General features: G+C 40.4%; 23 protein-coding genes. 13 read left to right on the top strand and 10 right to left on the bottom strand.

Annotation, left to right across the window (positions count from 1 at the left end):
* Positions 1 to 10: 10 nt before the first annotated feature.
* Entirely contained in the window at positions 11 to 1,633 is a 1,623-nt protein-coding gene (locus tag HRT96_RS01060; protein WP_293150947.1) for a phosphoethanolamine transferase, read from the bottom strand.
* A 266-nt stretch (positions 1,634 to 1,899) separates the two neighbouring features.
* Here HRT96_RS01060 and HRT96_RS01055 point away from each other — a divergent pair, with 266 nt between their 5' ends.
* Together HRT96_RS01055 and HRT96_RS01050 are read left to right on the top strand one after the other, a co-directional pair.
* A complete protein-coding gene (locus tag HRT96_RS01055; RefSeq protein WP_293150944.1) occupies positions 1,900 to 3,291 on the top strand; it encodes an O-antigen ligase family protein in 1,392 nt (463 codons plus the stop codon).
* A 67-nt stretch (positions 3,292 to 3,358) separates the two neighbouring features.
* The gene (locus HRT96_RS01050) at positions 3,359 to 5,506 is read left to right on the top strand and encodes a UvrD-helicase domain-containing protein (RefSeq protein ID WP_293150941.1); all 2,148 of its coding nucleotides are present in this window, start codon (positions 3,359 to 3,361) and stop codon (positions 5,504 to 5,506) included.
* A gap of 34 nt (positions 5,507 to 5,540) precedes the next feature.
* Here HRT96_RS01050 and rsmS read toward each other — a convergent pair whose 3' ends face one another.
* From rsmS to dinG, 4 genes are all read right to left on the bottom strand, one after another.
* Complete coding sequence (gene rsmS / locus HRT96_RS01045; RefSeq protein WP_293150938.1) at positions 5,541 to 5,693, bottom strand: pleiotropic regulatory protein RsmS; 153 nt, start codon at positions 5,691 to 5,693, stop codon at positions 5,541 to 5,543.
* Between the two features lie 65 nt (positions 5,694 to 5,758).
* Positions 5,759 to 6,421, bottom strand: coding sequence for a primosomal replication protein PriC (priC, locus tag HRT96_RS01040; protein WP_293150935.1), 663 nt, complete (start codon positions 6,419 to 6,421; stop codon positions 5,759 to 5,761).
* Positions 6,409 to 7,188 (bottom strand): TSUP family transporter, encoded by a 780-nt coding sequence (locus HRT96_RS01035; protein WP_293151375.1) that lies wholly within the window; start codon positions 7,186 to 7,188, stop codon positions 6,409 to 6,411. The genes priC and HRT96_RS01035 overlap by 13 nt, the downstream gene beginning before the upstream one ends.
* A complete protein-coding gene (gene dinG, locus HRT96_RS01030) occupies positions 7,188 to 9,251 on the bottom strand; it encodes an ATP-dependent DNA helicase DinG (RefSeq protein ID WP_293150932.1) in 2,064 nt (687 codons plus the stop codon). Before dinG ends, HRT96_RS01035 begins: the two co-directional genes overlap by 1 nt.
* Positions 9,252 to 9,520: 269 nt before the next feature.
* On the opposite strand from dinG, the gene HRT96_RS01025 reads away from it, so the two are divergent.
* From HRT96_RS01025 to HRT96_RS01015, 3 genes are read left to right on the top strand one after another with little or no spacing between them, the layout of a single operon-like run.
* Complete coding sequence (locus HRT96_RS01025) at positions 9,521 to 11,236, top strand: hypothetical protein (RefSeq protein ID WP_293150929.1); 1,716 nt, start codon at positions 9,521 to 9,523, stop codon at positions 11,234 to 11,236.
* Positions 11,237 to 11,291: 55 nt separating this feature from the next.
* The gene (locus HRT96_RS01020) at positions 11,292 to 11,990 is read left to right on the top strand and encodes a response regulator transcription factor (RefSeq protein ID WP_293150926.1); all 699 of its coding nucleotides are present in this window, start codon (positions 11,292 to 11,294) and stop codon (positions 11,988 to 11,990) included.
* On the top strand, positions 11,977 to 13,389 hold the full coding sequence (locus HRT96_RS01015; RefSeq protein ID WP_293150923.1) for an ATP-binding protein: 1,413 nt from the start codon (positions 11,977 to 11,979) through the stop codon (positions 13,387 to 13,389). The genes HRT96_RS01020 and HRT96_RS01015 overlap by 14 nt, the downstream gene beginning before the upstream one ends.
* A 58-nt stretch (positions 13,390 to 13,447) precedes the next feature.
* On the opposite strand, the gene HRT96_RS01010 is transcribed toward HRT96_RS01015, so the two are convergent.
* The 3 genes from HRT96_RS01010 to HRT96_RS01000 form a co-directional block, all read right to left on the bottom strand.
* Entirely contained in the window at positions 13,448 to 15,046 is a 1,599-nt protein-coding gene (locus HRT96_RS01010) for an AMP-binding protein (protein WP_293150920.1), read from the bottom strand.
* Between the two features lie 279 nt (positions 15,047 to 15,325).
* Positions 15,326 to 15,664 carry a universal stress protein UspB gene (locus tag HRT96_RS01005; RefSeq protein WP_293137104.1) on the bottom strand — a complete coding sequence of 113 codons (339 nt, stop codon included), beginning with the start codon at positions 15,662 to 15,664 and terminating at the stop codon, positions 15,326 to 15,328.
* Positions 15,665 to 16,056: 392 nt separating this feature from the next.
* A complete protein-coding gene (locus tag HRT96_RS01000; protein ID WP_293150917.1) occupies positions 16,057 to 16,278 on the bottom strand; it encodes an acetyltransferase in 222 nt (73 codons plus the stop codon).
* A 129-nt stretch (positions 16,279 to 16,407) separates the two neighbouring features.
* On the opposite strand from HRT96_RS01000, the gene HRT96_RS00995 reads away from it, so the two are divergent.
* Positions 16,408 to 16,998, top strand: a complete 591-nt coding sequence (locus HRT96_RS00995) for a DUF938 domain-containing protein (RefSeq protein ID WP_293150914.1) — start codon at positions 16,408 to 16,410, stop codon at positions 16,996 to 16,998.
* 8 nt (positions 16,999 to 17,006) lie between these two features.
* Here HRT96_RS00995 and HRT96_RS00990 read toward each other — a convergent pair whose 3' ends face one another.
* Entirely contained in the window at positions 17,007 to 17,297 is a 291-nt protein-coding gene (locus tag HRT96_RS00990) for a nitrogen fixation protein NifW (protein ID WP_293150912.1), read from the bottom strand.
* A gap of 229 nt (positions 17,298 to 17,526) precedes the next feature.
* On the opposite strand from HRT96_RS00990, the gene HRT96_RS00985 reads away from it, so the two are divergent.
* The 7 genes from HRT96_RS00985 to HRT96_RS00955 all read left to right on the top strand — a co-directional run bounded on the left by HRT96_RS00985 (position 17,527) and on the right by HRT96_RS00955 (position 22,228).
* Positions 17,527 to 17,736: a hypothetical protein gene (locus HRT96_RS00985; protein ID WP_006031412.1), complete on the top strand. Its 210-nt coding sequence runs from the start codon at positions 17,527 to 17,529 to the stop codon at positions 17,734 to 17,736.
* A 9-nt stretch (positions 17,737 to 17,745) separates the two neighbouring features.
* On the top strand, positions 17,746 to 18,249 hold the full coding sequence (sodN, locus tag HRT96_RS00980; protein ID WP_006031411.1) for a superoxide dismutase, Ni: 504 nt from the start codon (positions 17,746 to 17,748) through the stop codon (positions 18,247 to 18,249).
* A gap of 17 nt (positions 18,250 to 18,266) precedes the next feature.
* On the top strand, positions 18,267 to 18,566 hold the full coding sequence (gene sodX, locus HRT96_RS00975) for a nickel-type superoxide dismutase maturation protease (protein WP_293150908.1): 300 nt from the start codon (positions 18,267 to 18,269) through the stop codon (positions 18,564 to 18,566).
* A gap of 92 nt (positions 18,567 to 18,658) precedes the next feature.
* Positions 18,659 to 19,570 carry a metal ABC transporter substrate-binding protein gene (locus HRT96_RS00970; RefSeq protein ID WP_293150905.1) on the top strand — a complete coding sequence of 304 codons (912 nt, stop codon included), beginning with the start codon at positions 18,659 to 18,661 and terminating at the stop codon, positions 19,568 to 19,570.
* On the top strand, positions 19,570 to 20,424 hold the full coding sequence (locus HRT96_RS00965; RefSeq protein ID WP_293135026.1) for a manganese/iron ABC transporter ATP-binding protein: 855 nt from the start codon (positions 19,570 to 19,572) through the stop codon (positions 20,422 to 20,424). The genes HRT96_RS00970 and HRT96_RS00965 overlap by 1 nt, the downstream gene beginning before the upstream one ends.
* Positions 20,418 to 21,311 (top strand): metal ABC transporter permease, encoded by an 894-nt coding sequence (locus tag HRT96_RS00960; protein WP_293150902.1) that lies wholly within the window; start codon positions 20,418 to 20,420, stop codon positions 21,309 to 21,311. Before HRT96_RS00965 ends, HRT96_RS00960 begins: the two co-directional genes overlap by 7 nt.
* A 14-nt stretch (positions 21,312 to 21,325) precedes the next feature.
* Positions 21,326 to 22,228, top strand: coding sequence for a metal ABC transporter permease (locus HRT96_RS00955; RefSeq protein ID WP_293150899.1), 903 nt, complete (start codon positions 21,326 to 21,328; stop codon positions 22,226 to 22,228).
* Here HRT96_RS00955 and HRT96_RS00950 read toward each other — a convergent pair.
* The gene (locus HRT96_RS00950; protein ID WP_293150896.1) at positions 22,214 to 23,017 is read right to left on the bottom strand and encodes a class I SAM-dependent methyltransferase; all 804 of its coding nucleotides are present in this window, start codon (positions 23,015 to 23,017) and stop codon (positions 22,214 to 22,216) included. The two genes, HRT96_RS00955 and HRT96_RS00950, sit on opposite strands and share 15 nt — an antisense overlap.
* Positions 23,018 to 23,207: the final 190 nt, after the last annotated feature.

Here is a 23,207-nt window from a genome sequence, read left to right as displayed (position 1 = left end):
TTAAATATAGCTATTTGGTAAAGTATATTATTTCTGAAGAGTCATTCACTGCATATTTTTCTTGCTTAATGCCTGGGTGGAAAACAGATTTAGTATAATCAATTTGTGTTGCAGTAACGCCTAACCATTCTGCGAAAGTATGTGGGAAATCTCTCATGTAATATGTGGTATTTTGAACGTCACTGTTGGTTTTGCTACTTGAAATAAATATAAGGGGTACTTCAAGTGCTTTTCTCTGAAATAAATTCCCCACACCATGTGATTTATATGGTTTTCTTTCTATATCCACTAACCCGTGGTCTGAAAAATAGATGACTTCATAATCTAAAGACGTCGATTTGAGCCGCGAAACTACTTTATTGATGAATATGCTCGTGTTTAGGATACTATCATCATAACAGTTTTGGTCATTGTTCAATTGTGCTCTATAAGCATCTTCTAATTTTATTGCGTTTTTTGTTCTTTCACAAAAGTCGAAATGAGAACCAATCATATGAAGAAAGTATATATTATTTGAATTACCATCTAAATGCGTTGCTAAATCCTCGATTAACACTAAATCAGAATTTGCTTGTTGATAATTCTGATTGTGAAATATGGTTAAATTTGTTCTTTTCGCAATATTAGTGATGGGGCTATCATATACCCCAATCTGACCTTGATTAGAAAACCAGAATGTATTGAAACCAGAAATATTGGCTAAGTCGATAATGTTTAAGTTGTTATTAATATTGAGCTTATTATTGATGGCTAAAACTCTGCTTAAGGCCATACCAGTTTGGGGAGCCGGCGCAACAGGATCTGAAATTAGCGTCATACCATTTGTTTCTTTTAGAGATTTAGTCGTTTTTCTATGATATCCGTATGAAAATAAAGATGATTTTTGTACCGACTCACCAATAATAACCACATAATTTTTGCGGTTGGATGAGTTTGCAACTGCGATATTTGTCCATTCTACTGTGATTGGGCTATTTTCAATTTTTTTCAATTGTGAATATGATTGTGCTAAGGGAATTGGCTTTAATAACGGCATATTAAATAATATGTAATAGGCTCTACTCATAGGGGTTCGCACCACTTCTCCTGTTGCAGAAACAGTGAGTATTAAGTTGTTCTTAGCTTGTGAAGACGATAACGCAATTAATAAAATTAGAGTGGCAATTAGCATTGAATTTATTTTTAAACCGAATGAATATTGGTTTATTCTAAATAAAATAACCGGCGTTATAATAAATTGTAGGAATACAACTAATGGGATATCAAAAGTGTAAAACATTTCGATGCTTTCTTTAGGATTTGTTTCCATGATGCTGGTATAACTACCAAGTTCAAAGCGACCATATTGAATACTAACGAATAGAATTATTGATGAAATGGCACTAATAATAATAAATAACAATAAATTTATATATTTTGATTTGAAAATTGAAGATATGATTAAAATGAAAACAGTGCTAATACTGGCTTTAAGTGCAACGCCAATAATGTATTTTACATTTTCATAGTTTAAGTCGATGCCTAAATACTTCGAATCTACAATAATGAAAATATAATATATATAAATTAATGAAATATAAATCGTTAAATATATTATATTTTTAGGTGAATCAACAGGTGCTTTTTTTAACATTTATTACATAACCCATTTAACGATAAGTATACATAATATTAGGCGATAAAAGTTGAAGTGAAGTGCTGAATGTGAAGTTATTACTTGCATCCTGTCGTTACGATAGTAGTGACCAAAAACGTTAGCCCAGCCTGTGTAAGGGTTCATGAAATTGGCTAGTCACTTCTAACCTGATCAAAATAAACATTGTTTTTCTGCGGTGCTAACCTCACTTTTGTATATCCCTGCTTTACTTAGGTTATTAGATCAATAAGCAGGGATGTTTAATGATAGATTTCAGCCACTTTACCCCGCGTTTACAAATACTATTAAGTTTGATACTAACCCTTGTGGTTGGTCTATTATGGTATAAGACCAAAGTGTGGTTAGTTCCTGTGGTGTTTGTGGTCACGCCGCTGGTGTTAATTGGGTTGTTAAGGATCCCATTTTATATTGTCATTACCTTTATTATTTTTTCCTATTTTCGTATTCATGAAGCCTTTCCGATACTGATCCCGCTACATATTCCTTTGGCATTTTCGTTAACGTCATTTTTTGTATTGGGCTGGCATATTTTCTTAAGCAATAATATCAAAGCTTACTGGTCGATAGAGCTGACATTGGTCTGTCTATTTCTAGGCTGGGCGATGTTTGGGATGATGTTTGCTTATAATAAAGAGGCCGCGTTTAACATCTTCAGTGGCGTGTTAAGTAAAGTATGGGTGATGACGATCGCGATCTGTTGGCTGGTACGCAGTATCCATCACTTTCGTATTGCCACTTATTTATATGTGGTCGCTGGCGCAATTATTGGATTAAAAGCAATTAGCAATAAGCTCGAAGGCATTGGGCTTGTTGAAGGGACGCGGGTCACTATTTCTCGAAATATAGGGTCGATAATTGGTGATCCGAATGATTTGTCGCTCGTGCTGATGTTCCCCATGTCGTTTACCTTATCTAATTTACTGCAACCGAGCATAGGTAAAATACACCGCGTATTATTAGCGGTCGTGTCTGTTATTTTACTTTGGGCCATTATTGCCACGGAAAGTCGCGGTGGGTTAATGGGGATCATGGCGGTAACGGGCTATTTTGCGTTTAAGCGCATCAAAAACAAGGTATACGTATTGGCTGGTGGCGTGATATTGCTGCCTATTTTATTCGTGATGGCGGGTGTTTCCGACCGTGGGTCAAGTGGGGTTGATGAATCCGCAATGGGCCGTATTTATGCGTGGATGGCAGCATGGGGTATGGCTGTAGAGAATCCCTTTACGGGCGTAGGCATCAATAATTTCTATCTTAATTATTATTTATTTAGTCCGTATTGGGATGGTAAAAACCATGCTGCCCATAGTACTTGGTTTCAAGTTTTAGCTGAAACGGGCTTTGTCGGATTCGGACTGCTTATTACCCTTATTATGCTGTTATTTAGACGGTTGTGGCGCACTGAAGTTGAGTGCCGGTTGTTACCGATTAAGGAACGTAATTCGATTGTGACTTGTAACGATGGTATTTTTGCTGGGTTGATAGCATTTTGTGTGGCGGGGACATTTTTGAGTCAAGGTTTTACTTGGCCCCTGTATATCTTATTATCGATGACTGTGGCTTTAGCTAAAATCTTGTCGGAAAGACTCGCCGATGAAGATCTAACTAAAGTCGTCAAAGAAACTGCAAATTAGTGATAAAATTAACCTCATGAGTTAAATAATACGGGGGTTTGTGCTATGTTTTCCCTACGGTTTTTTATTGAGTTTATCCGCATTGCCTGACTATTCTTTTTCTACCTTAGCACAACTATTAGGGGCCAATTGTCGCACCTTATCGTTTCGTCCTGAAGGTGCTGTGTTTACCACTAAACAGCAACAAATTTATCACTATACTTGGGCGACATTTGAGCCACGGCTGAAACATTACCGAGGATCATTTTTTGATACCTTAGTGGTGTCTTGGGAAAATCAACGGGTGCGGTTAAATGGTATTGCCAAGACGGAGGTTGCTGGACTTATTGATGATTTGTATTTCTATGCATTAACGGGGAAAGAAGCAGATATCCTCGAATTATATCAGCAGCTTACACAGGTGATAGAGCGGGGCTATATACCCTATTCAAAATGGATATTTTTACAAACCCAGCTAGCACCTTGGGCTGATTGGTTGGAAATATTACCGACAATTAACAAAGTCCCTGCAGCACTTAAATTACCTTTAGCACGTTTACGTTTTTGGCAACAAAGTCAGGTCGAAAATTTAGATAAATATAACCAAGCAGTGATGAATAAGCACAAGCAACGTTATAAAAGCTTGTTTGATGGCCTTGAACGCCACCCACTGACAGAGAAACAACGTGATGCCTGCATTGTCGCTAATGATGCAAACTTGGTGTTAGCGGGCGCTGGGTGTGGGAAAACGAGTGTAATGCTTGGGCGCTGTGCTTATTTATTAGAGTCGCAGCAAGCAACAGCCGATTCAATCCTGATTTTAGCGTTTGCCAAAGATGCTGCCCAAGAGATGAAGACAAGACTTGCCGAGCGCTTACCCAATGCCAAGATAACCGTGAAAACCTTCCATGCCTTAGCGTTAGATATTATTAAGCAGGTGGATAATGAAAGGCCGCAAGTCAGTAAATTAGCCAGTAGTGACAGTGCCAAACAGCAGTTTTTCAAACAAATCATCACCACACTGTTACTCGATAAAGACTTTAATGCCTTGTTTAGCGAGTATTGTTACGCGTATGTCGCTTGGTTAGGCAAACTGCCTGATGATAAACATGACGCCGAGGTGAAGCGGTTATTAGCAGGTAAGGGCGGTTATAAAAAACTGTTAAGTCAGCTGGTAGAATTGACTATGCAGTATAAAAATACCTTAACGGTAACATCTGAGCAAAAATCAAATGCGTCACCTGATACCGACTTCGCCGCATTAACACATGAGATTGTGGCGATTCTGCTTGCACATTACCAGCATGATTTAGATGAAAACAATGAGATAGATTTTGATGGCATGATCACTAAAGCAAGTGATTATGTGTGTGATGGTCAATTCAGCTCTCCTTGGTTACATATTCTCGTTGACGAGTTTCAGGATATTTCGCAGGCGCGCGCAACCTTAGTTAGACACTTACAAACCCAGGTCGATGACAGTAAGCTATTCTGTGTTGGTGATGATTGGCAGGCTATTTATCAATTTGCAGGTAGTGATATTGCGGTGACAACGCGTTTCAGTGATTATTTTGGTATCACCAGTACACTACCACTTGATACCACGTTTCGCTTCAACGATCAGATCAGTGCGGTTGCCAGTAAGTTTGTGATGGCGAATCCAGAGCAAATGCATAAACAGATAACCACGCATATCCAAGCCAAGAAAGCCTGTATCCAGGTCAGTTATTATCAGCTTAGTAACGATCATAAAAGTAGCAACAAGCAAGATGATGCAGCGACATTATGGCTAGAAAAGAAATTAACCCAATTAGCGGCGGCTAATAAAGGTGTAAATAAAGGCGCAGGCCAACAACAATCGGTGCTCTTACTGGCTCGTTTTAATTTTCAGTTACCTGATAGCAAGACGTTGACGGCATTATCCACACAATATCCGCAGTTAGATATAAAATCAATGACGGTGCACAGTGCGAAAGGGCAGGAAGCCGATAATGTCATCGTGTTAGCAATGGAAGCGGGAGAGCATGGTTTCCCTTGTCATAAACGTCGTCATCCATTTGCGTTAATACTACAACCTGAACCCTCAGGTTTTCCTGATGCTGAAGAACGCCGACTGTTTTATGTTGCGTTAACGCGCGCGCGTCAGCAAGTATATTTACTGTGTAATGAAGACAAACCATCGACGTTTATTGAAGAGCTGGTGGCTGGCGATTACGCCATCACCATCGAAAAGTAGGACTGCTGTTGTTAATTGCGCTTATTAATAGCTGTTAGCTGGCTTCAGCTTCAAGTTTACGTTGGAAGTCTTGTTGTGCGATAGCTAATGCTTTCACGACTGTTTCTGTCGGCATCTGGTTTTCTTCCAGTAATTGGATGAGATCGACTGCTAGTTTTATATGTTTCGGCGCGTTTTCTAGCGACATGATAAAGAATCCTTCATTATTTTAGTAACTTATTTAATTGGTTTGCTTCTAGCACTAGAGCTAAACTAGCTAAGGTCTTTCTTTTGTTCATAGCGTTGTAATTGTTGGCGGACTTTTGCTGTAGCGGCCTGACAACGTTGTAACCTTTGTTTCGTTTGCTGTAATTGAACTGGGTCGCTTTGCTGATCTATCATTGCTTGCAAACGGCGTTCATAGTCTATTTGTTGTGCTAGTTTTTGATATAAATAGTGTGATTTCTGCAATAATTTTTTCGCGAGAATATCGTAATTCTTCGGTTCTTCTTTTACTTCACCACGTCTAAAATGACACTGTTGTAATACGCCGTTAATCGCTCTAAATTGATGCGCCACCTTTTCTAATAATACTGTTTCTATTGATAGCGTATCGTTTGACGATGATATTGATGGTTTAGCGCTGTCTGCTTGTTTATCCACATTGTTATCAAAGCTTTTATCAAAACTCTTATCAAACCTTTTATCAAAATAGTGCTGCAAACGGATCATACTTTTTTCTAATTCGGCCACGTATTGATGAATATCGTGATTTTTATTGATGAATAACCCCGGATAGAACAAGGCGCGATCACGTAATTTATAGTTGATCGTAGCGGTGTGATTCGAGTTGACTTGCTTACTCAACGCATTCAGCTGTTGAATACGCTGAGCGAGTTGGTTTAGCTGTTGCTGCTGACGGTTTATTGTAGCCATGCTTGATAAGCCAGTTTACAAGCGATAATGATCACCACTGTAATAAATAATGGGCGAATGAATTTAGCACCAAAATGAATAGCGGTATGTGCACCTGCAATGGCGCCAACCATAATACACACCCCCATACTTAAACCCAGATACCAATTGATATGACCAAGATAAATAAAAGTCAGTAGTGAGGTAAAGTTACTGGTAAAATTCATTGCTTTAGCAACGCCCGAAGCAAACAGAATATTGAGTTTGTACAACGCCATCGTTGATACGGTCCAAAATGCACCTGTACCTGGCCCTGCTACACCGTCATAGAAACCTATAATATAACCCTGTAAGCCCTGTTTCTTATGCAGCGCGGGATTATCATCGGGTAAGGTTTCACCAGTATGTTCTTGGGTTTTGCTAAAGATAGAGTAGATAGCCGTAAAGATAATAATTACCGGTAATAACTTGTCTAACCAAGCTGTGCTGATGACGTTAACGACTAGGGTTCCGCATATTGCCCCAATGGCTGTGAATACAAATGATCGCCACCAAAATTTGGGGTTAAACAAACGCTTCTTATAGAAGGTGATTGCCGCAGCGCATGAACCAAAACTGGCAGCCAATTTATTGGTACCTAATGCAAGGTGTGGCGGTAGACCTGCACTGAGTAATGCGGGCACTGTTAATAACCCGCCGCCGCCAGCAATAGCGTCGATGAAACCTGCAACCAGTGCAACGCTGCATAAAATTATAAAAACCGAAGGTTCTAAACCAAGTTCTAATATCAAAATTCTATATTTCTTTTATAAGGGGGAAGCGAATTAAGTAATGCTGGTCCATAGCGTTTACTAACAACTCGACGATCAAGTAGCGTGATTCTACCAGAATCTTTCTCTTTTCTCAGCAATCGGCCACAAGATTGGATTAATTTTTTACTGGCTTCGGGTACCGACACTTGCATAAACGGATTACCGCCCGATTTGGTGATCCATTCTGACTGCGCTTCCTCTACTGGCGAGGTGGGTACTGAGAATGGGATCTTAGTGATAATTAAATTGGTGAGTAGGTCACCGGGTAAATCAAGCCCTTCAGATAAGCTGCTAGTACCAAATAAGATACTGGTTTTATTGGCTTTGACATTTTCGGCGTGTTTTTTTAATTGCTCGCTGCGTGAACTTTCTTTTTGTACCAATAGCTCGAGATTAGTGGTACTACGGATAATTTCTGCTACTTGGTTCATTTGACGATACGAGCTAAACAACACCAATGAGGCTTTTTTGTCTGGCAACAAGCTAGGGAGTTTTTCACCTAATAATTCAGTAAAGCCTGGTTCATTTGGTGCCAGTGCTAAGTTAGGGATATACAGCTCTGCTTGTTCAAAGTCAAACGGTGAGTCGAGTTGCAGATGTTGGGTAGATTCATCATTCAATAACCCCACTTGACGGCGGAAATAATTAAAGTTACCGAGTGAGGTTAGTGTTGCAGAGGTCAAGATCGCTGCGCCACATTGCGACCACAACATGTGTTCTAGCTTGCTGTCCACATCAATCAAGCTCGCAGCAAAGACATGATCGTCTTGGCGGCTGCCGCTTTTCTCAACCCATTTAGCCAGTGGTGTACCTTTGGTTTCTTTAATCAGCATGTTCCACACTTGATGGAGATTTTCGATACGCTGTAAGTAGAAACCAACCTCGGCAATGAGTTTGTTCGCTTTCGCTTGCGGTAACTGATCTTGCTTTAACTGTTCAGCCAAAATATCAATAATTTTAGCTGTTTGGCTAACACCGCGTTTGGTTTCATGATTCATGTTTGCCGCTAATTCAGCTAATGCTTCAGGTAGTTCACCATTGGTAAATCGCCATGAATCGTTGCTAAATTGGTTGTCATTGGCCGCCATTAAACTGTGGATCTTGGTAAGCTCTTTATTAATGCTATTGATTGAGCTGAGTAGTTTGGTGACTGGATCAGATATCTCACTTGACGCAATGGCTTGGGTGAGTTGGCGCATTGCTACCGCCATGGTTTGTAACCAAGCTTTCGCACCTAACACTGACGCATGTGCTGACGAGAAGTCTCGCGTAATGCGCGGTAAGTGATGGGCTTCATCAAGTACGTAATAGCAGTCTTCAGGCTTGGGTAAAATAATACCGCCTCCGAGCTCTAAATCGGCCAGTAATAATGCGTGGTTAACAATGAGCACATCACACTGGTCTAAGGCTTCACGCGCTTTATGAAACGGACAGTTACGGTGTGCACTAAATGATTTACTGCAACTATGACGATCAGAAACGATTAATTGCCAGATATCATCGGGGATCTGAGTGGGCCAGCTATCGATATCACCTTTCCATTTTCCTGCCGCATAAGCAGTAAACAAGCGCTTGAACAATTGTAAATCACGTTTTTTCGGTATCGTCGCTAAGTCAGCAAGCAGTTCCATTTGATCGTCAGCTTGGGCAAGCATCGCCAGTTTTTGTTCACAGCAATAACGTTGGCGACCTTTTACTAAGGCAAACTCAAATTTCAGTCCAGATTGACGGCGAAAGAAAGGTAACTCTTTGTGCAATAACTGCTCTTGCAAGGCGATCGTCGCAGTCGATATGACTAACGTCTGTTTCGCTTCGGTAGCGAGTGGGATCCCTGCAATCAAATAAGCCAATGATTTACCTGTGCCTGTTCCTGCTTCAGCAATAATCAAACGGCGGTTTTTATCAAAATTACCGGCGAGGGTTTTTGCCATTTCAGCTACAAGGATATTTTGTGATCGTCGGACTACGAAGTCAGGTAGTGAATCACGGATGTTTTGATAAACATCACGAATAGCTTTTTTACTCTTATCTGAAAGCATGTTTACTCTTATCTGAAGCGTGCTTACTGTTTCTGCAAGCACGATTTAAAGCCAAGGTTATTAGCATGTATTTTAGCGCAATTATTAAATCTGTATAGATATTAAGTCGAGGAACACTGATAAAATTACAGTAGTTTGCAAAAATATCGACTTGCGGCTTGATTACCTCTTACAAAGCTTACAAAACTGACAAATTAGAGACGGAAAGCTTATGTTTCGTTTTATATGATGGCGTTGTTATTTATACGTCATAGAGCAAAGGAATTCATATGAATAAATTCGTTAGTATCACAGTATTGTTAGGGTTATTATTGACTGGCTGCAATAGCTCAGATGACAGTGGTTCACCAACAAGTTCGGGCGGTAAAACACCGTTATTCACCGTTTATGGTAATAAAGCCTATATGAATGGCGAGATTAATAGCGATATTGTTGCACAGTTAAATACGATGACCGCTGCAAACCCACAGGTCGATACGATTGTGATGGTGCAAGTGCCCGGTTCTAGAGATGATGAAGCGAACTTAAAAGCGTCATTGTTAGTACGCAGTAAAAATTTAAAAACCATGCTACCTGCCGATGCCATGATCGCTTCGGGTGGAACCGATTTTTTCCTTGCTGGTGTAGAGCGTATTGTTGATCCGAGTGCTCGAATCGGTGTACATTCTTGGGCGGACGGGAGTGGTACAGAAGGTAAAAACTTACCGACGAGTCATCCTGAGCATCAACGTTATTTAACGTATTATAATAAAATTGGCTTTGATCCAAGTTTTTACTGGTATACGCTAAATGCAGCGAGTGCTAATAATATTCACTGGATGAGTGCAGCAGACATTGCCAAGTACGACATTGCAACACGCGAGATGACAGCCAACGAACAGGCTAACGTGTTTGCTGTGCCAAGTCAGTTTGGCCAAGCGGCTACTGATTTATTTGATCGCTATACTTGGGTTACAGCACCCAATGGTAAAGCGATTCATATTTTCGCTCAATCAAAGGTATCTTTAGCACAATTACTTAAAGCTCGAAATACACTTGAGTTTTATTTAACCGATACCGCGACAGTAAAGAAAACACTGGTCGCAAACAGTATGGGTAATAGAGGGGCGTCATTATTTATTTTTAATGATGAACCAGCCTCAGAGCAAGCCATGGAAGGGGAGTTTGGTAATAGTAAAATAGCGGAGTTTGGTCAGGATTTATACGCGACCGAAATTTTTGTAGAAGGTGATAGCCGCTACTTGGCTGCGCCATCATCTGCGCGTGATGCAACCTTTGAAGAAGTATTACACTTGACTCAAGCGCAAGGTATAGCACCTGCGATGGCATCATTGCAAAAGAAAATTGCGGACCAAGCTGAGGTCGCGTTAACAAATAAAGTGTGGAACCCAGAAGTGGACCAACTAGCAGAGTGGCGTGCTGAAGGTGACTTGGAAACGGGCAATAGTGTTTCTCATGAATATTTTGCCGCCACAGTTGAAGCATATTATGGTATGTGGGCACGATTACCCGTGGGTATGGATGGTTACACGGGCAATTCACGTGCATTACAAACGGCGCGTGACAGCAACGGACAGAAAATTATTGCTGAATTCTTACCTGAATATATTCCAACGACCATGGATATCGACCCTAGTTTTGCAGCGGGTAGTACTTTCTATCTGGATTATGACGCGGCATTAAGTTATACCGCCAAATCACAATATTTGCAGTCTGTACGTTTAACGGGTACCAATAACAGCCATATCTCAGGCAATAGCCAAAATAACTTCTTGATGGGTAATCAAGGGGATAACAAAATTGATGGTAAAGGCGGCGTAAACACGTATAAAGTTGATGGTTTACAATCTGAGTTTGACGTTAATCCTGATGGTATGGGGTTCTTGATACAAGATAAGGTCAATAACCGCAATGGTACGGATAAATTGATGAATATTCAGAAAATTGAATTTAATGACAGTGAGCTAAATTTACCGAGCGCTTAAACACTTGGTCGCCCTGTATTTTACTTATTTATAATGACATAAGGTTTCGTTGAACATGTTGGAAGATGACCAAAAACACATTTTAATTGTTGAAGATGATTTAGAGATTTGTCGCCTTCTTGACATGTTTTTAAGCAGTAAAGGATACCAAGTATCGCTCAGTAATAATGGCATTGATGGACTCTCTGACATCATCCGGTTGCAACCAGACCTAGTGGTATTAGATATTATGATGCCAGGCTTGAACGGTATCGAAGTATGTAAGCAAAGTCGTGAGCACTATAGCGGGCCTATTATCATGCTCACCGCTTGCAGTGAAGAAATATCCGAAATTGCAGCGTTAGATACGGGCGCTGACGGTTATTTACACAAACCGCTGCGACCACACATTTTATTATCGCATATCGAAGCATTTTTGCGTCGTGAGAATAGAACTAAGAACCACAATAGTGCGCTGAATCATACTGGCAGTTTAACCATAGATACCTTGAAGCGATTGGTGAAGCGTGATGACGAAGAGATCATCTTAACGGGTGCAGAATATGAAATGTTAGCATATTTAGCCAAACAAGCAGGGACGATCGTCAGTCGTGATGAGTGTTATCGCGCACTGAAAGGTGTTGAATTTGATGGTCTAGATAGAGCATTGGATATGCGCTTATCAAGTTTACGTAAAAAGATAAAAGATGATGTAGCACCGTACCAAATTATCAAAACAATTCGTTGTAAGGGTTATCTGTTTGTTAAACAATGATCAGTTTCCAAAACTGAAGAAGTTCATCCGTGAAAATTCGCCGAATACGCTTTTTTTCAAGCTGTATATCAGTGTTACCGCCGTGATCATTGGCAGTATTGTCCTTGTTAGTATGTCGATGGATTATTACTACGAGAACCTTGATGATATTACATTTGTCCATGATGCGAGTTTTGCGGCCAAGTTACTTGATGATTTTGTCGAAGATACCGAACGCTGGAATATGGAAGTTGATCTATTGAGCCGATTTACTGGCTTTACCATTGAAAATATCTCGATGAAGCAAGCATTACTCTATCATCAACAACATGAGTTATTGGATGTGGTTGATATAGAACCCAATAAAAATTATCCCCCGTTACCTGCTGGAATAGGCAAGTGGGGGGTATTTGTATACCAACATGATGAGGAAGATGAGCGTCTTGCCGTGGTCCTTCCGCATAATGATGGACTATTGCTCATCATTGATAGTTCTGAAACTATGTACCCGATAGACGGGCCTGAAGATTGGGAAGATGATTATGCTGAATTATTTTTATTAGGTTTTATCTTTTTAAGTATCGCTTTAGTGCTGTATTCGACCGTTAGAAATATATCCAATCATGTCTATCGGTTAAGTGCTGCTAGTTTAGCGCTGGCAAAGGGGGAACTAGATACCCGAGTCAATGATAAAATCCCCGCTCCTTTGCATCAAATGGCGGCAAGTTTTAATAAAATGGCTGAATCGTTGCAGTATTCACAGCACCAACAACGTGTAATGGCGAATGCAATTGCGCATGAACTTCGTACACCATTAACGCGAATTCAATTGGTAATGGGTTTATTAAGTGATGAAGAACATAGCGAGTATACGGCAGAATTACATCGTGATTTAAGTCGTTATGCAGTCGAAATGGAAGCTTTGGCTAATGATATTCTGATGTTGCAAACGATTGAACATAATCCATCGTCAATAAATAAGACCATTGATTTAAGCGGGTTGATGACGTCACGTGAAAATGAATTTAAGCGCCAATACCCACATGTCTGCATTTCATCTAGCATTGATTTGGTGAGTGTGGATGGTAATCCGCGCTATCTTCAGCTGATTATTGATAATCTCGTCAAGAATGCCTGCTTATACGCAGACTCACGCGTTAAACTCACGCTTAAAAAGCATGCAGATTGTTGCTGTATTATTGTCGAAGATGATGGCGATGGGATTAGCCCACTGCAACGTGAGCAAGTATTAGATGCGTTTACCCGTTTAGATAACAGTCGAAGTCGGCAAACGGGTGGTTTTGGTTTAGGTTTAGCGATTGTGAATACGGCGGTTAAGACCATGAAAGGGAAAATCGAAATTAAAACGAGTGAAATGGGTGGGGCGTTGTTTGTGGTGACATTTAAGCACTCAAACTGATGTCGAGTGCTTACATTAAACTAGAGCTTGTTAACTACAGTACCTTGTTAATTGTTAACTAAACAGTACGCAGTTCGCGACGTAGAATTTTGCCAACCGCTGTTTTTGGTAATTCATTTATAAACACAATTTGCTTCGGCACTTTGTAGGCAGTTAAAAATTCTTTACAGTGAGAAATGACATCTTGTTCTTTAAGGTCTTGGTTGTCTTTAGATTTGACAATAAAGGCTTTAACGGCTTCACCGGTTTTTTCTAGTGGTACACCAATCACGGCGGCTTCTAAAATACCCGTATGATTTGATAAGATCTCTTCAACTTCATTAGGATAAACATTAAAACCAGATACGATGATCATGTCTTTTTTACGATCAACAATTTTGTAATAACCATTGTCTAATTGTTCTGCAATATCACCTGTTTTGAAGAAACCATCATCAGTCATGACTTCGGTGGTTGCTGCTTCACTACGCCAGTAACCTTGCATCACTTGTGGACCGCGAACAGACAATTCACCAGATTGACCTGCGGCGACTTCATTATTATTGTCATCAAGTAGCTTAATCTCAGTGCCAGGTAAGGCTGCACCAATAGAGCCGACTAAGGTTTCTCCTGGGCGATTGAAAGTAACAACTGGCGATGTTTCAGATAAGCCATAACCTTCACAAATATCGCAGCCAGTCACTTCTTTCCATATCTTGGCCGTTGAGCTGGTGAGAGCGGTGCCACCCGAGGTTGTTATTTTTAAATGGCTGAAATCTAATGCTTTAAATTTAGGCAGGGTACATAAACCAACAAATAAGGTATTTAGTCCTGAAATAGCAGTGAATTTCACGTCTTTGATGGCGTTTACAAAGTTTGGCATATCACGCGGATTGGGAATTAATACAGTGTGAGCACCTGTACTGAAGTACAGCAATAAGGTGATATTAAATGCATAAATATGATACAGCGGTAATGGCGATATCAGTATTTCTTCGCCTTCTGCGATCTCGTTGGCTAAACGATTCTTGGTTTGAATGGTATTACTTAATACATTGCGGTGGCTCAGCATTGCGCCTTTTGATAAACCTGTGGTACCGCCGGTGTATTGTAAAACGGCTAAATCATCAATGTGGCAAGCAACGGGTACGTAAGGGTTATTTTTACCGAGTGCAATAGCATCCAGTAATGAAATTGTGTCTAGTTGCGTAGAGCCTTGATCTTGTGGCGCGAGTAAGTCTGCTGCGTGGGTAGTAATAACTGTCTTGATATTGGTATCAGGTAGTACTTTCTCTGCTACGGGTAGTAGGTCAGATAAGATAACTAATGCAGTGGCTTCAGAGTTGTTAAATTGATGTAACATCTCTCTTGGGGTATATAGCGGGTTGGTATTGACTAATACTAATCCTGCGCGAGTTGCACCATAAGCAACAATCGGAAATTGGGTGATGCTTGGTAATTGGATCGCAATCTTATCACCGGGCTTTAGGTCGGTATGGTTTTGTAAATAAGATGCAAAGGCAGCAGAGAGTTGATCAATCTCTTTAAAGGTAAGGGTTTTACCTAAACAGGTATAAGCAGGTTTATTCGCATATTCTTCACATGTGTCTTGTATTAAATCAGCAATACAATTGATTCCATTCAATTCGATTTTTTCTACAGCAGAATTCGATAACATATAATTCTTCCTATTCCATTAAGTTGTGTTGTGATCATTTAACTGCAATTCATTTGAATTATAAATTTAAACAGTCGTACGATTTATTATATTACTGTTGAATTTTCTATTTCAGCGATCAAAGCGTTATTTTCGAACATAGACTAACTGGTCGGATTAGTTTGATTGGTATTTTCAGTATCAGCAGGATAACTTACGATTCTCTTTAGGCATAAAAATAGACTTTTAAGCATACTCGCGGCGAAGGTTATTCAGCATTTTATAGTTAATGTATCGCTATTATAAATCGAGGTACATTAATGCCGGAATGAGGAGAATATTGACAGCAACGAGATAACTGGCCAAGGTAAATATTTTTTTTACCTTGTTGCAACGATAAATAAAATATTCGTCAAAATGATGCAAATGTTCATTACGGCGAATGTAATGAAATAGTTGCATTTGTTTGCTGTAATTGCCCTCAGTATTAAAAAACACGCGTCCATTAACACGTTGGTAAAGTAGCGGATCAATATCTTTCATTCGATATAATAAGCAACGTAACGAGGATACCGCCCGTGCGACATTGATCAAGGTAATAATGGAAAATGCGATAAAGATGAGATCACTATTATTCATATCATACTCCTTGGTGAGTGCTGTCACCGTGTCGAACTGATAACTCACCCTACTTTAATGAGTTTAATATAAATTCTAATTTTCGGTAGCCATAAACCTGAAAAGGAACGTTAATATTGTTTAATAGCACTATTTACGGTAAATAATGCTGAATGGATTTTGGGTGTAATTGTCGTGCTGCAATAGCTTAGTGAGCATGGGGGTGATATTTTCACCGTTATTGGCGCGACTTGTTATTGTGGTATCGCTGATCGGTGGTGGGTTTGTGTCGCTAGCAGCATCCTTAATGGGCGCAAAGGATCAATTTAACCTTGGTTCAGTGATGCCGGTGGCTGCGGTGTTAGTGGTGAACAGCCTACTTTGGGAACAGGACGTTCCCGTTCCCGTTTACATTAATGTTCATGTTCATGTTCTCGGTAATGAGGATCGGTCCAGCAACGTGGCAGTTCTTCGCCTGATAGGAAAAGCAAATCTGATTTATTAAATGATTCAGGGTCTTGCTGTTCTTCACCAACCTGATAACGACCTAATACGGTATTATGAAATAGATTAGTAAGATCATCTTGTCCTATCACCTCTATCATATCGTTATTGCCTCTATGTTTAAAAAACATGATTCGCTCCACTCATTAGCTGCTTTCTACTAGTAAAGTATAGCTTGAGATAACCTTTTATCATCTTGATTATCAGTTAAACTGTTAATGCGAGTAATCATGGTAACGGACAACGGATACAGGTGAAATATGACAAAACCTTTCTCACAATCTTGTGAAAATAATAAACAAGCTATTTTAACTGCACTCACTGGCGAGTTTCCTCAACCCCAGCGAATATTGGAAATTGGCACGGGAAGTGCGCAACATGCGGTGTATTTTGCGGCTCAACTACCACATCTCACTTGGCAAACCAGCGATTTAGCCTGTAATCATGCTGGTATACACAGTTGGCTAGACAGTGTGTCCTTGGCTAATTTACAACGCCCTATATTATTAGATTTAAACCAGCCTTGGCCGATTGGCAACGTGGATGGTATTTTTACTGCGAATACCTTACATATTGTTAGCTGGCCTTTAGTTAAAAATTTCTTTCAAGGGGTTGGTGAGCATTTGTCATCAGGTGGGAAACTGTGTATTTATGGCCCGTTTAATTATCAGGGACAATTTACCAGTCAAAGTAATGCTGATTTTGACGTGTGGTTGAAGAATATCGATGTTGAGCGTGGTATCCGCGATATTGAAGCGATTAGCCAGCTTGCCAATCAACAGGGTTTGATATTAAGGGATGATCACGCTATGCCCGCGAATAATCGGTTATTAGTGTTTGTTAAGTCCTAGCAAACAGGCTAACGCCTTTCACAAGAAGTACAACCACGGCAAGCTGAGCGGGTTTTGTTGCTTCGATCTAAGCGACCGCGTTGAATTTTACAATAGGCATTCTTTAAGCAGCGGCGATAATCAAACCAGTCTTGCGGTTTTGTTAATATCACATAACCGTTAAAGCGCTTAAGTAGGTCATCTTGCCATTCATGCATCAAGCCGCTGTCGAAACCAATATCAAAAAAGTGTAATAATTCCGAGATACTCGTTAGTTGTTTTAATTTGTCTTCAATGCTGGTGACGTTTGTTGTTTGCATGCTTGTAGGTATCTTGAGTAGCTGCTGTGACGGTGGATGGTGGCAGTGCTCATTTTCTCATGTTGATTGGTGAGCGTAAATGTAAACCATGGACTTGATTGAAGTAGATCAAAATAAACATATCAACAACGTAATATAACATTATCTAAAAACTTCTTTACTTAAGAATGATTATCAAATATAAATAAGAACTATTATCATTTGATGATCATTATTAAACAGGACGTTTATGACGCAATCTCTCACCACCAAAAAAGCATTAACCGCTTTAACCCTTACTTTAGCGAGCCCGATGGTCTTAGCACATTCAGGACATGATCACAGTGATCCGCTATCAGGCTTAATTCATTTACTTTGGATCGCACCTGTCGTATTAGCCGCAGGCTATGCTGCGTTTTGTATTCGTCGTGCTAATCGCATCAAATCAACAAAGAAATAAGGGACAAGTATGTTATTTAAATTAGTGTCGGCAATGGATAAGAAATTGTCATTTAGTCCGGTATCAGCGCATTGTGATATTCCATGCAAGATCTATGATCCTATCTCGGCGCAGTTAGCTGTACTCACTATGATACGTATGGTTGATTTATTGGATGAATTTGGCTGTAAAGATTCTTTTAGTTTAAATGATCAAGCGCAATTTGCTCGTTTGATCACCGAGAAAGAAGTGCATGGTTTAAAAGTGAAAGAAGAGATCCGGGTTATTTGGGGCGATTACATTAAACAGCCGCAATTAGAACAGTTCCCAGAATTACACGAATTGACGCATGGCATTATGCTCGCAGCGTCTAAAGCTAAACAGAATATTGATAAAGCGGCGACATTGGACTTGTTAGCAAAAGTAAATCGATTTGCCGAGATATTTTGGACAACAAAAGGTATAGCCACATTTACTGCTACATCCCCGTACCCGCCAGCGCAACAACTTGTTTATCCTAAACTCGATTGCTAGGTTTTAATATTAGCCGAGTGCGGGGGACGAGCATGTCACCTCGTATTCCCGAGGGAAGTTATGTCTTGGTTAACGGTTGGCGTTCTGCGTTATCGGTAAAACCAGGACAGATTATTAAGGTTCGTCATAGCCGTTATGGCGATATTATAAAAACCCTTGATCATATTGATGATCAAGGGTTTTTATGGTTACGTGGGGAGCATAAAAGCAGTGTATCTATGCTTGATATGGGGCCGATTAAACATAAGCAAGTGATTGGAATGGTTTGGTTTATTATTCGTTCTACACCTAAAATAGCCTCTAAGGCCGCATTTTAACAAAAGTAAATGATAATAATTCTCATTTGTATTGAAAGGTTTTTTATTCCTTGTTAGTATTATCGGTATTGGATTAATAACAAGGAATAAACATGCTCCGTCAGTTTGGTTTTACTACCTCATTACTCTTCTGTTCGCTTTTTTTATCCACGTCAGTTTGGGCCAGTTCTGCTTCAAAGGCGGAACATAAATTTAAAGTGGTTACTACGTTTACTGTGATTGCGGATATAGTCAGAAATGTTGCAGGCGACGCTGCTATTGTCACATCGATAACCAAGCCGGATGCTGAAATTCATAATTATCAAACGACGCCCGGTGATATTCGCCGTGCGCAAGGCGCCGACTTGATTATCTATAACGGGCTTAATCTTGAGCTATGGTTTGATAAATTTTTTCATCATCTGCGCGATGTGCCTAGTGTTGTGGTCACAGAGGGCATCGTGCCAATGGGCATAGCGAAAGGACCTTATTCTGGAAAACCCAATCCTCACGCTTGGATGTCTGCTGATAATGCCTTGGTTTATGTTGAAAATATTCGTCAAGCTCTGGTTAAATATGACAGCACGAACACGGCTATTTATAACCAAAATGCCAAACGTTACGGTGCACAGATCCTCGCTGCGGTTAAGCCATTTAAGCAGCAACTTGCAGCTTTACCAAAAGACAAACGCTGGCTCGTCACTAGTGAGGGCGCGTTCAGTTACTTAGCGCGTGATTATGACTTGAAAGAACTCTATCTTTGGCCAATCAATGCCGATGCACAGGGCACCCCACAACAAGTGCGGAAAGTCATCGATGAGATCAGAGCCAATAATATTGTTGCAATTTTTAGTGAAAGTACGGTATCAGCTCGGCCTGCTCAGCAAGTCGCGCGTGAAACAGGTAGTCGCTATGCTGGTGTATTGTATGTCGATTCTTTAAGTGCGATTGATGGACCTGTACCAACCTACATTGACTTGCTTAAAGTCACGCTAAGTACCATAGCAGAAGGACTAACTCAATAATGATGGGATTAGAAGTTAATGATATTAGTGTCACTTATCGAAACGGTCATACCGCATTGTTTAATGCTAGCTTTAGTTTACCTAAGGGCTCGATTACGGCGTTAGTGGGAATCAATGGCAGCGGTAAATCAACCTTATTCAAGGCGATAATGGGCTTTGTTACTTTGGCTAAGGGATCGGTAAACATTTTAGGCTTGCCGGTGAAAAAGGCGTTAAAAAGCAATCTAGTTGCTTACGTTCCACAAAGTGAAGAAATTGACTGGAACTTTCCTATTTTAGTCGAAGACGTGGTCATGATGGGACGTTATGGGCATATGAATATGCTGCGTATCGCCAAGCCAAGAGATCACGATAAGGTCAACAAGGCGCTTGATCGCGTCAGTATGGGCGAATTTAAACACCGTCAAATTGGTGAGTTATCTGGCGGCCAAAAAAAACGGGTGTTTTTAGCGCGTGCATTAGCCCAGGAAAGCCAAGTCATTTTACTTGATGAACCCTTTACTGGGGTTGATGTTAAAACCGAAGAGCAGATCATGGCGTTATTACGTGAATTACGCGGCGAAGGCAAAGTGATTTTAGTCTCAACGCATAACCTTGGTAGTGTGCCGGAATTTTGCGATAGAACCGTGTTGATTAATCGCACCATATTAGATGCTGGCTTAACCAAAGATGTGTTTACCCAAGATAATTTGCAAAAAACCTTTGGTGGGGTATTACGTCATTTCATTCTCGCGGGTGATGAATTACATGAAGATGATGATAGAAGGCAAGTGACGGTTCTTTCTGATCACGAACGTCCGGTGGTACTTTATGGAGAAAGCGAGCAAAAACCAGTAGTGAGGGAACGATGCTAGATACATTATTGATGCCATTTAGTTATGACTACATGGTCAATGCTATTTTTATTAGTGCGCTGGTGGGCGGTGTGTGTGCTTTTTTGTCTGTATACCTTATGTTGAAAGGTTGGTCATTAATTGGTGATGCATTATCACACGCGATTGTGCCCGGTGTTGCCGCTGCGTATATGTTAGGTTTACCGTTTGCATTAGGGGCCTTTTTCTCCGGTGGTTTAGCGGCAACAACTATGTTGTTTTTAAACCAACGCACAAAGTTAAAAGAAGATGCAATCATAGGTTTAATCTTTACCTCATTTTTTGGCTTAGGTTTATTCATGGTGTCGCTTGCGCCGACATCGGTGAATATTCAAACCATTGTCTTGGGTAATATTTTGGCTATTACCCCTGCAGATACAGTGCAGTTGTTGTTAATCGCGGGTATTTCACTGTTCATATTAGTATTAAAATGGAGAGATTTAATGGTGGTATTTTTCGATGAAAACCATGCTCGCAGTATTGGTTTAAACCCGAATGCATTAAAGATCCTCTTCTTTACCTTACTCAGTGCGTGCACGGTGGCCGCGCTGCAAACCGTGGGGGCATTTTTAGTGATTGCCATGGTGGTGACGCCTGGGGCAACAGCTTATTTATTAAGTGACCGGTTTTCTCGGGTGATCATGCTCAGTGTGTTTATCGGTGCAACAAGTTCGTTTGTGGGAGCTTACCTTAGTTATTTCATTGACGGTGCGACCGGTGGGATCATTGTGATATTGCAGACCTTAGTCTTCGTGATGGCGTTTGTATTTGCACCCAAGCATGGTTATCTTGCCGCAAGATTTAAGGCGAGACGAACACTGTCTAGCAATGCGCGGTTAAATCCTATTTATGACAACAAATCTATATAGACAAGGACGCTGTGATGGTTACATTATTCGATACGTTATCTGAAACACTACTCAATGTGGTATTAGAACCTTTTTCATTTACTTTTATGCAGCAAGCATTTGTGATTGTACTACTCGTTGCGATTCCTACTGCACTGCTGTCGTGTTTTTTAGTATTAAAAGGCTGGTCATTAATGGGCGATGCTATTTCTCACTCTGTCTTGCCCGGTGTGGTTATTGCTTATGTATTGGCTATTCCCTATGTGATTGGTGCGTTTGTCGCGGGGATGTTTTGCGCTCTCGCTACCGGTTTTATTAAAGACAACAGTAGATTGAAAGAAGATACGGTGATGGGCGTGGTGTTTTCGGGTATGTTTGGCCTGGGGCTGGTATTAATGACTAAAATAGAAACGGGTGTGCATTTAGATCATATTTTGTTTGGTGATGTACTCGGGGTTACCTGGCATGACATTCTGGAGGTTGGTATTATTGCCTTTCTGGTTGTCGCGTTCATGTTGATTAAAGGTAAGGATCTACTGGTTTTTGTATTTGATCATCAGCATGCTAAAGCCATTGGCCTATCGACAACTGTATTACATTATGGTCTGTTATCGCTGTTATCATTAACTATAGTGTGTGCGCTAAAAGCGGTGGGCATGATCTTGGTGATTGCGATGTTGATTGCCCCTGGGGCGATTGCATTTTTATTGACAAGTAAATTTCAAAATATGTTGCTTGTCGCCTTGCTGATTTCGTTATTGACGTCATTTTTCGGCGTTTATTTAAGTTTTTACCTCGACAGTGCTCCAGCACCAACGATCATCATGCTGTTGAGTATTACTTTTATCTTGGTGTTTATTTACAGCAGTTACCAAGCGAAGGTAACTGCATCAAAATATTTACGCAGTGATGAGGTAGGGGAGTTAAGCTGTTTGTAAATCAGCGAGCCATTGCTGCTCAAAATCTTTCATTCGTAGGTGTTTACGAGAGGATTCGTGGGCTTGTTTATGCTGGGCAGAGGTAAATGGACCAGCCTGGCAAAAAAGACAGCAATGGTCACCTAATTCGGGTAGTTGTATTAGTTGCGAACTGAGCGCCTGTGTTAGCTGGTTTGTTGGACGTGGGCTCCAGACGTAGGTAATACCCTTGGTGTCTTTCACATGTTTATCGCGATCGACATTACGAATACGGTATCCCGGAAAGTTGGCAATGTCGAAATTCATTTCACCAAGGTAATTTATACCTGTATTGAGTATTAACGAGTGTTCGATATTCCATTCCGAATATGGCTTTACGTCTTTGCTGGTGATATAGCACAATTGTGGACTTTCCGGGTCTAATAACTGTTCGCTGGCATTAATTAAAAATTGGCGTAACAGGCGACGATTAAGCGTATTGATCCCAATACCAGCGCACTTTTCATTAAACTCTGTTTTGGACGTGAATCCGGGTACTAATGGAAATTGAAAAATCACTAAATCAAAGCTGTGTTTACTGACATGAGACCAAGTCTCGGGTTTGGTTATATCGAACTCAGTTAACACTTGGCAATGACGATTTAGTAATTGCTGATGAAAGTCATCACCATACTTTGATTGTAAAGTTGTGAGTGAATCATAAATTGTCGCGGTTAAGTGCTGCGGAGCATGGTGTTGAAATAAAGCATTGGAAAAAGACAGATCACCATCGCCAACGGTTAAGATGCGCCACTGCGGATCAATATACATGGTCTGAAACACTCGCTAATACTAGAAAGCAGAATATTATACGGTAGACTAGCCGAAAATTCACTTCAGTAATGCCAATACCATTATTATTTCTATACTTATGGTTAACTCTCTTGCCTAAGGCATAACAATGAAACATATCGCGATTGTTGTTCCAGAATTTCCTATTGCTTCAGAAACCTTTATCGTC

Source organism: Moritella sp., assembly GCF_013215705.1.
GTDB lineage: Bacteria > Pseudomonadota > Gammaproteobacteria > Enterobacterales > Moritellaceae > Moritella.
This window is presented reverse-complemented; position numbering and strand designations above follow the sequence as displayed.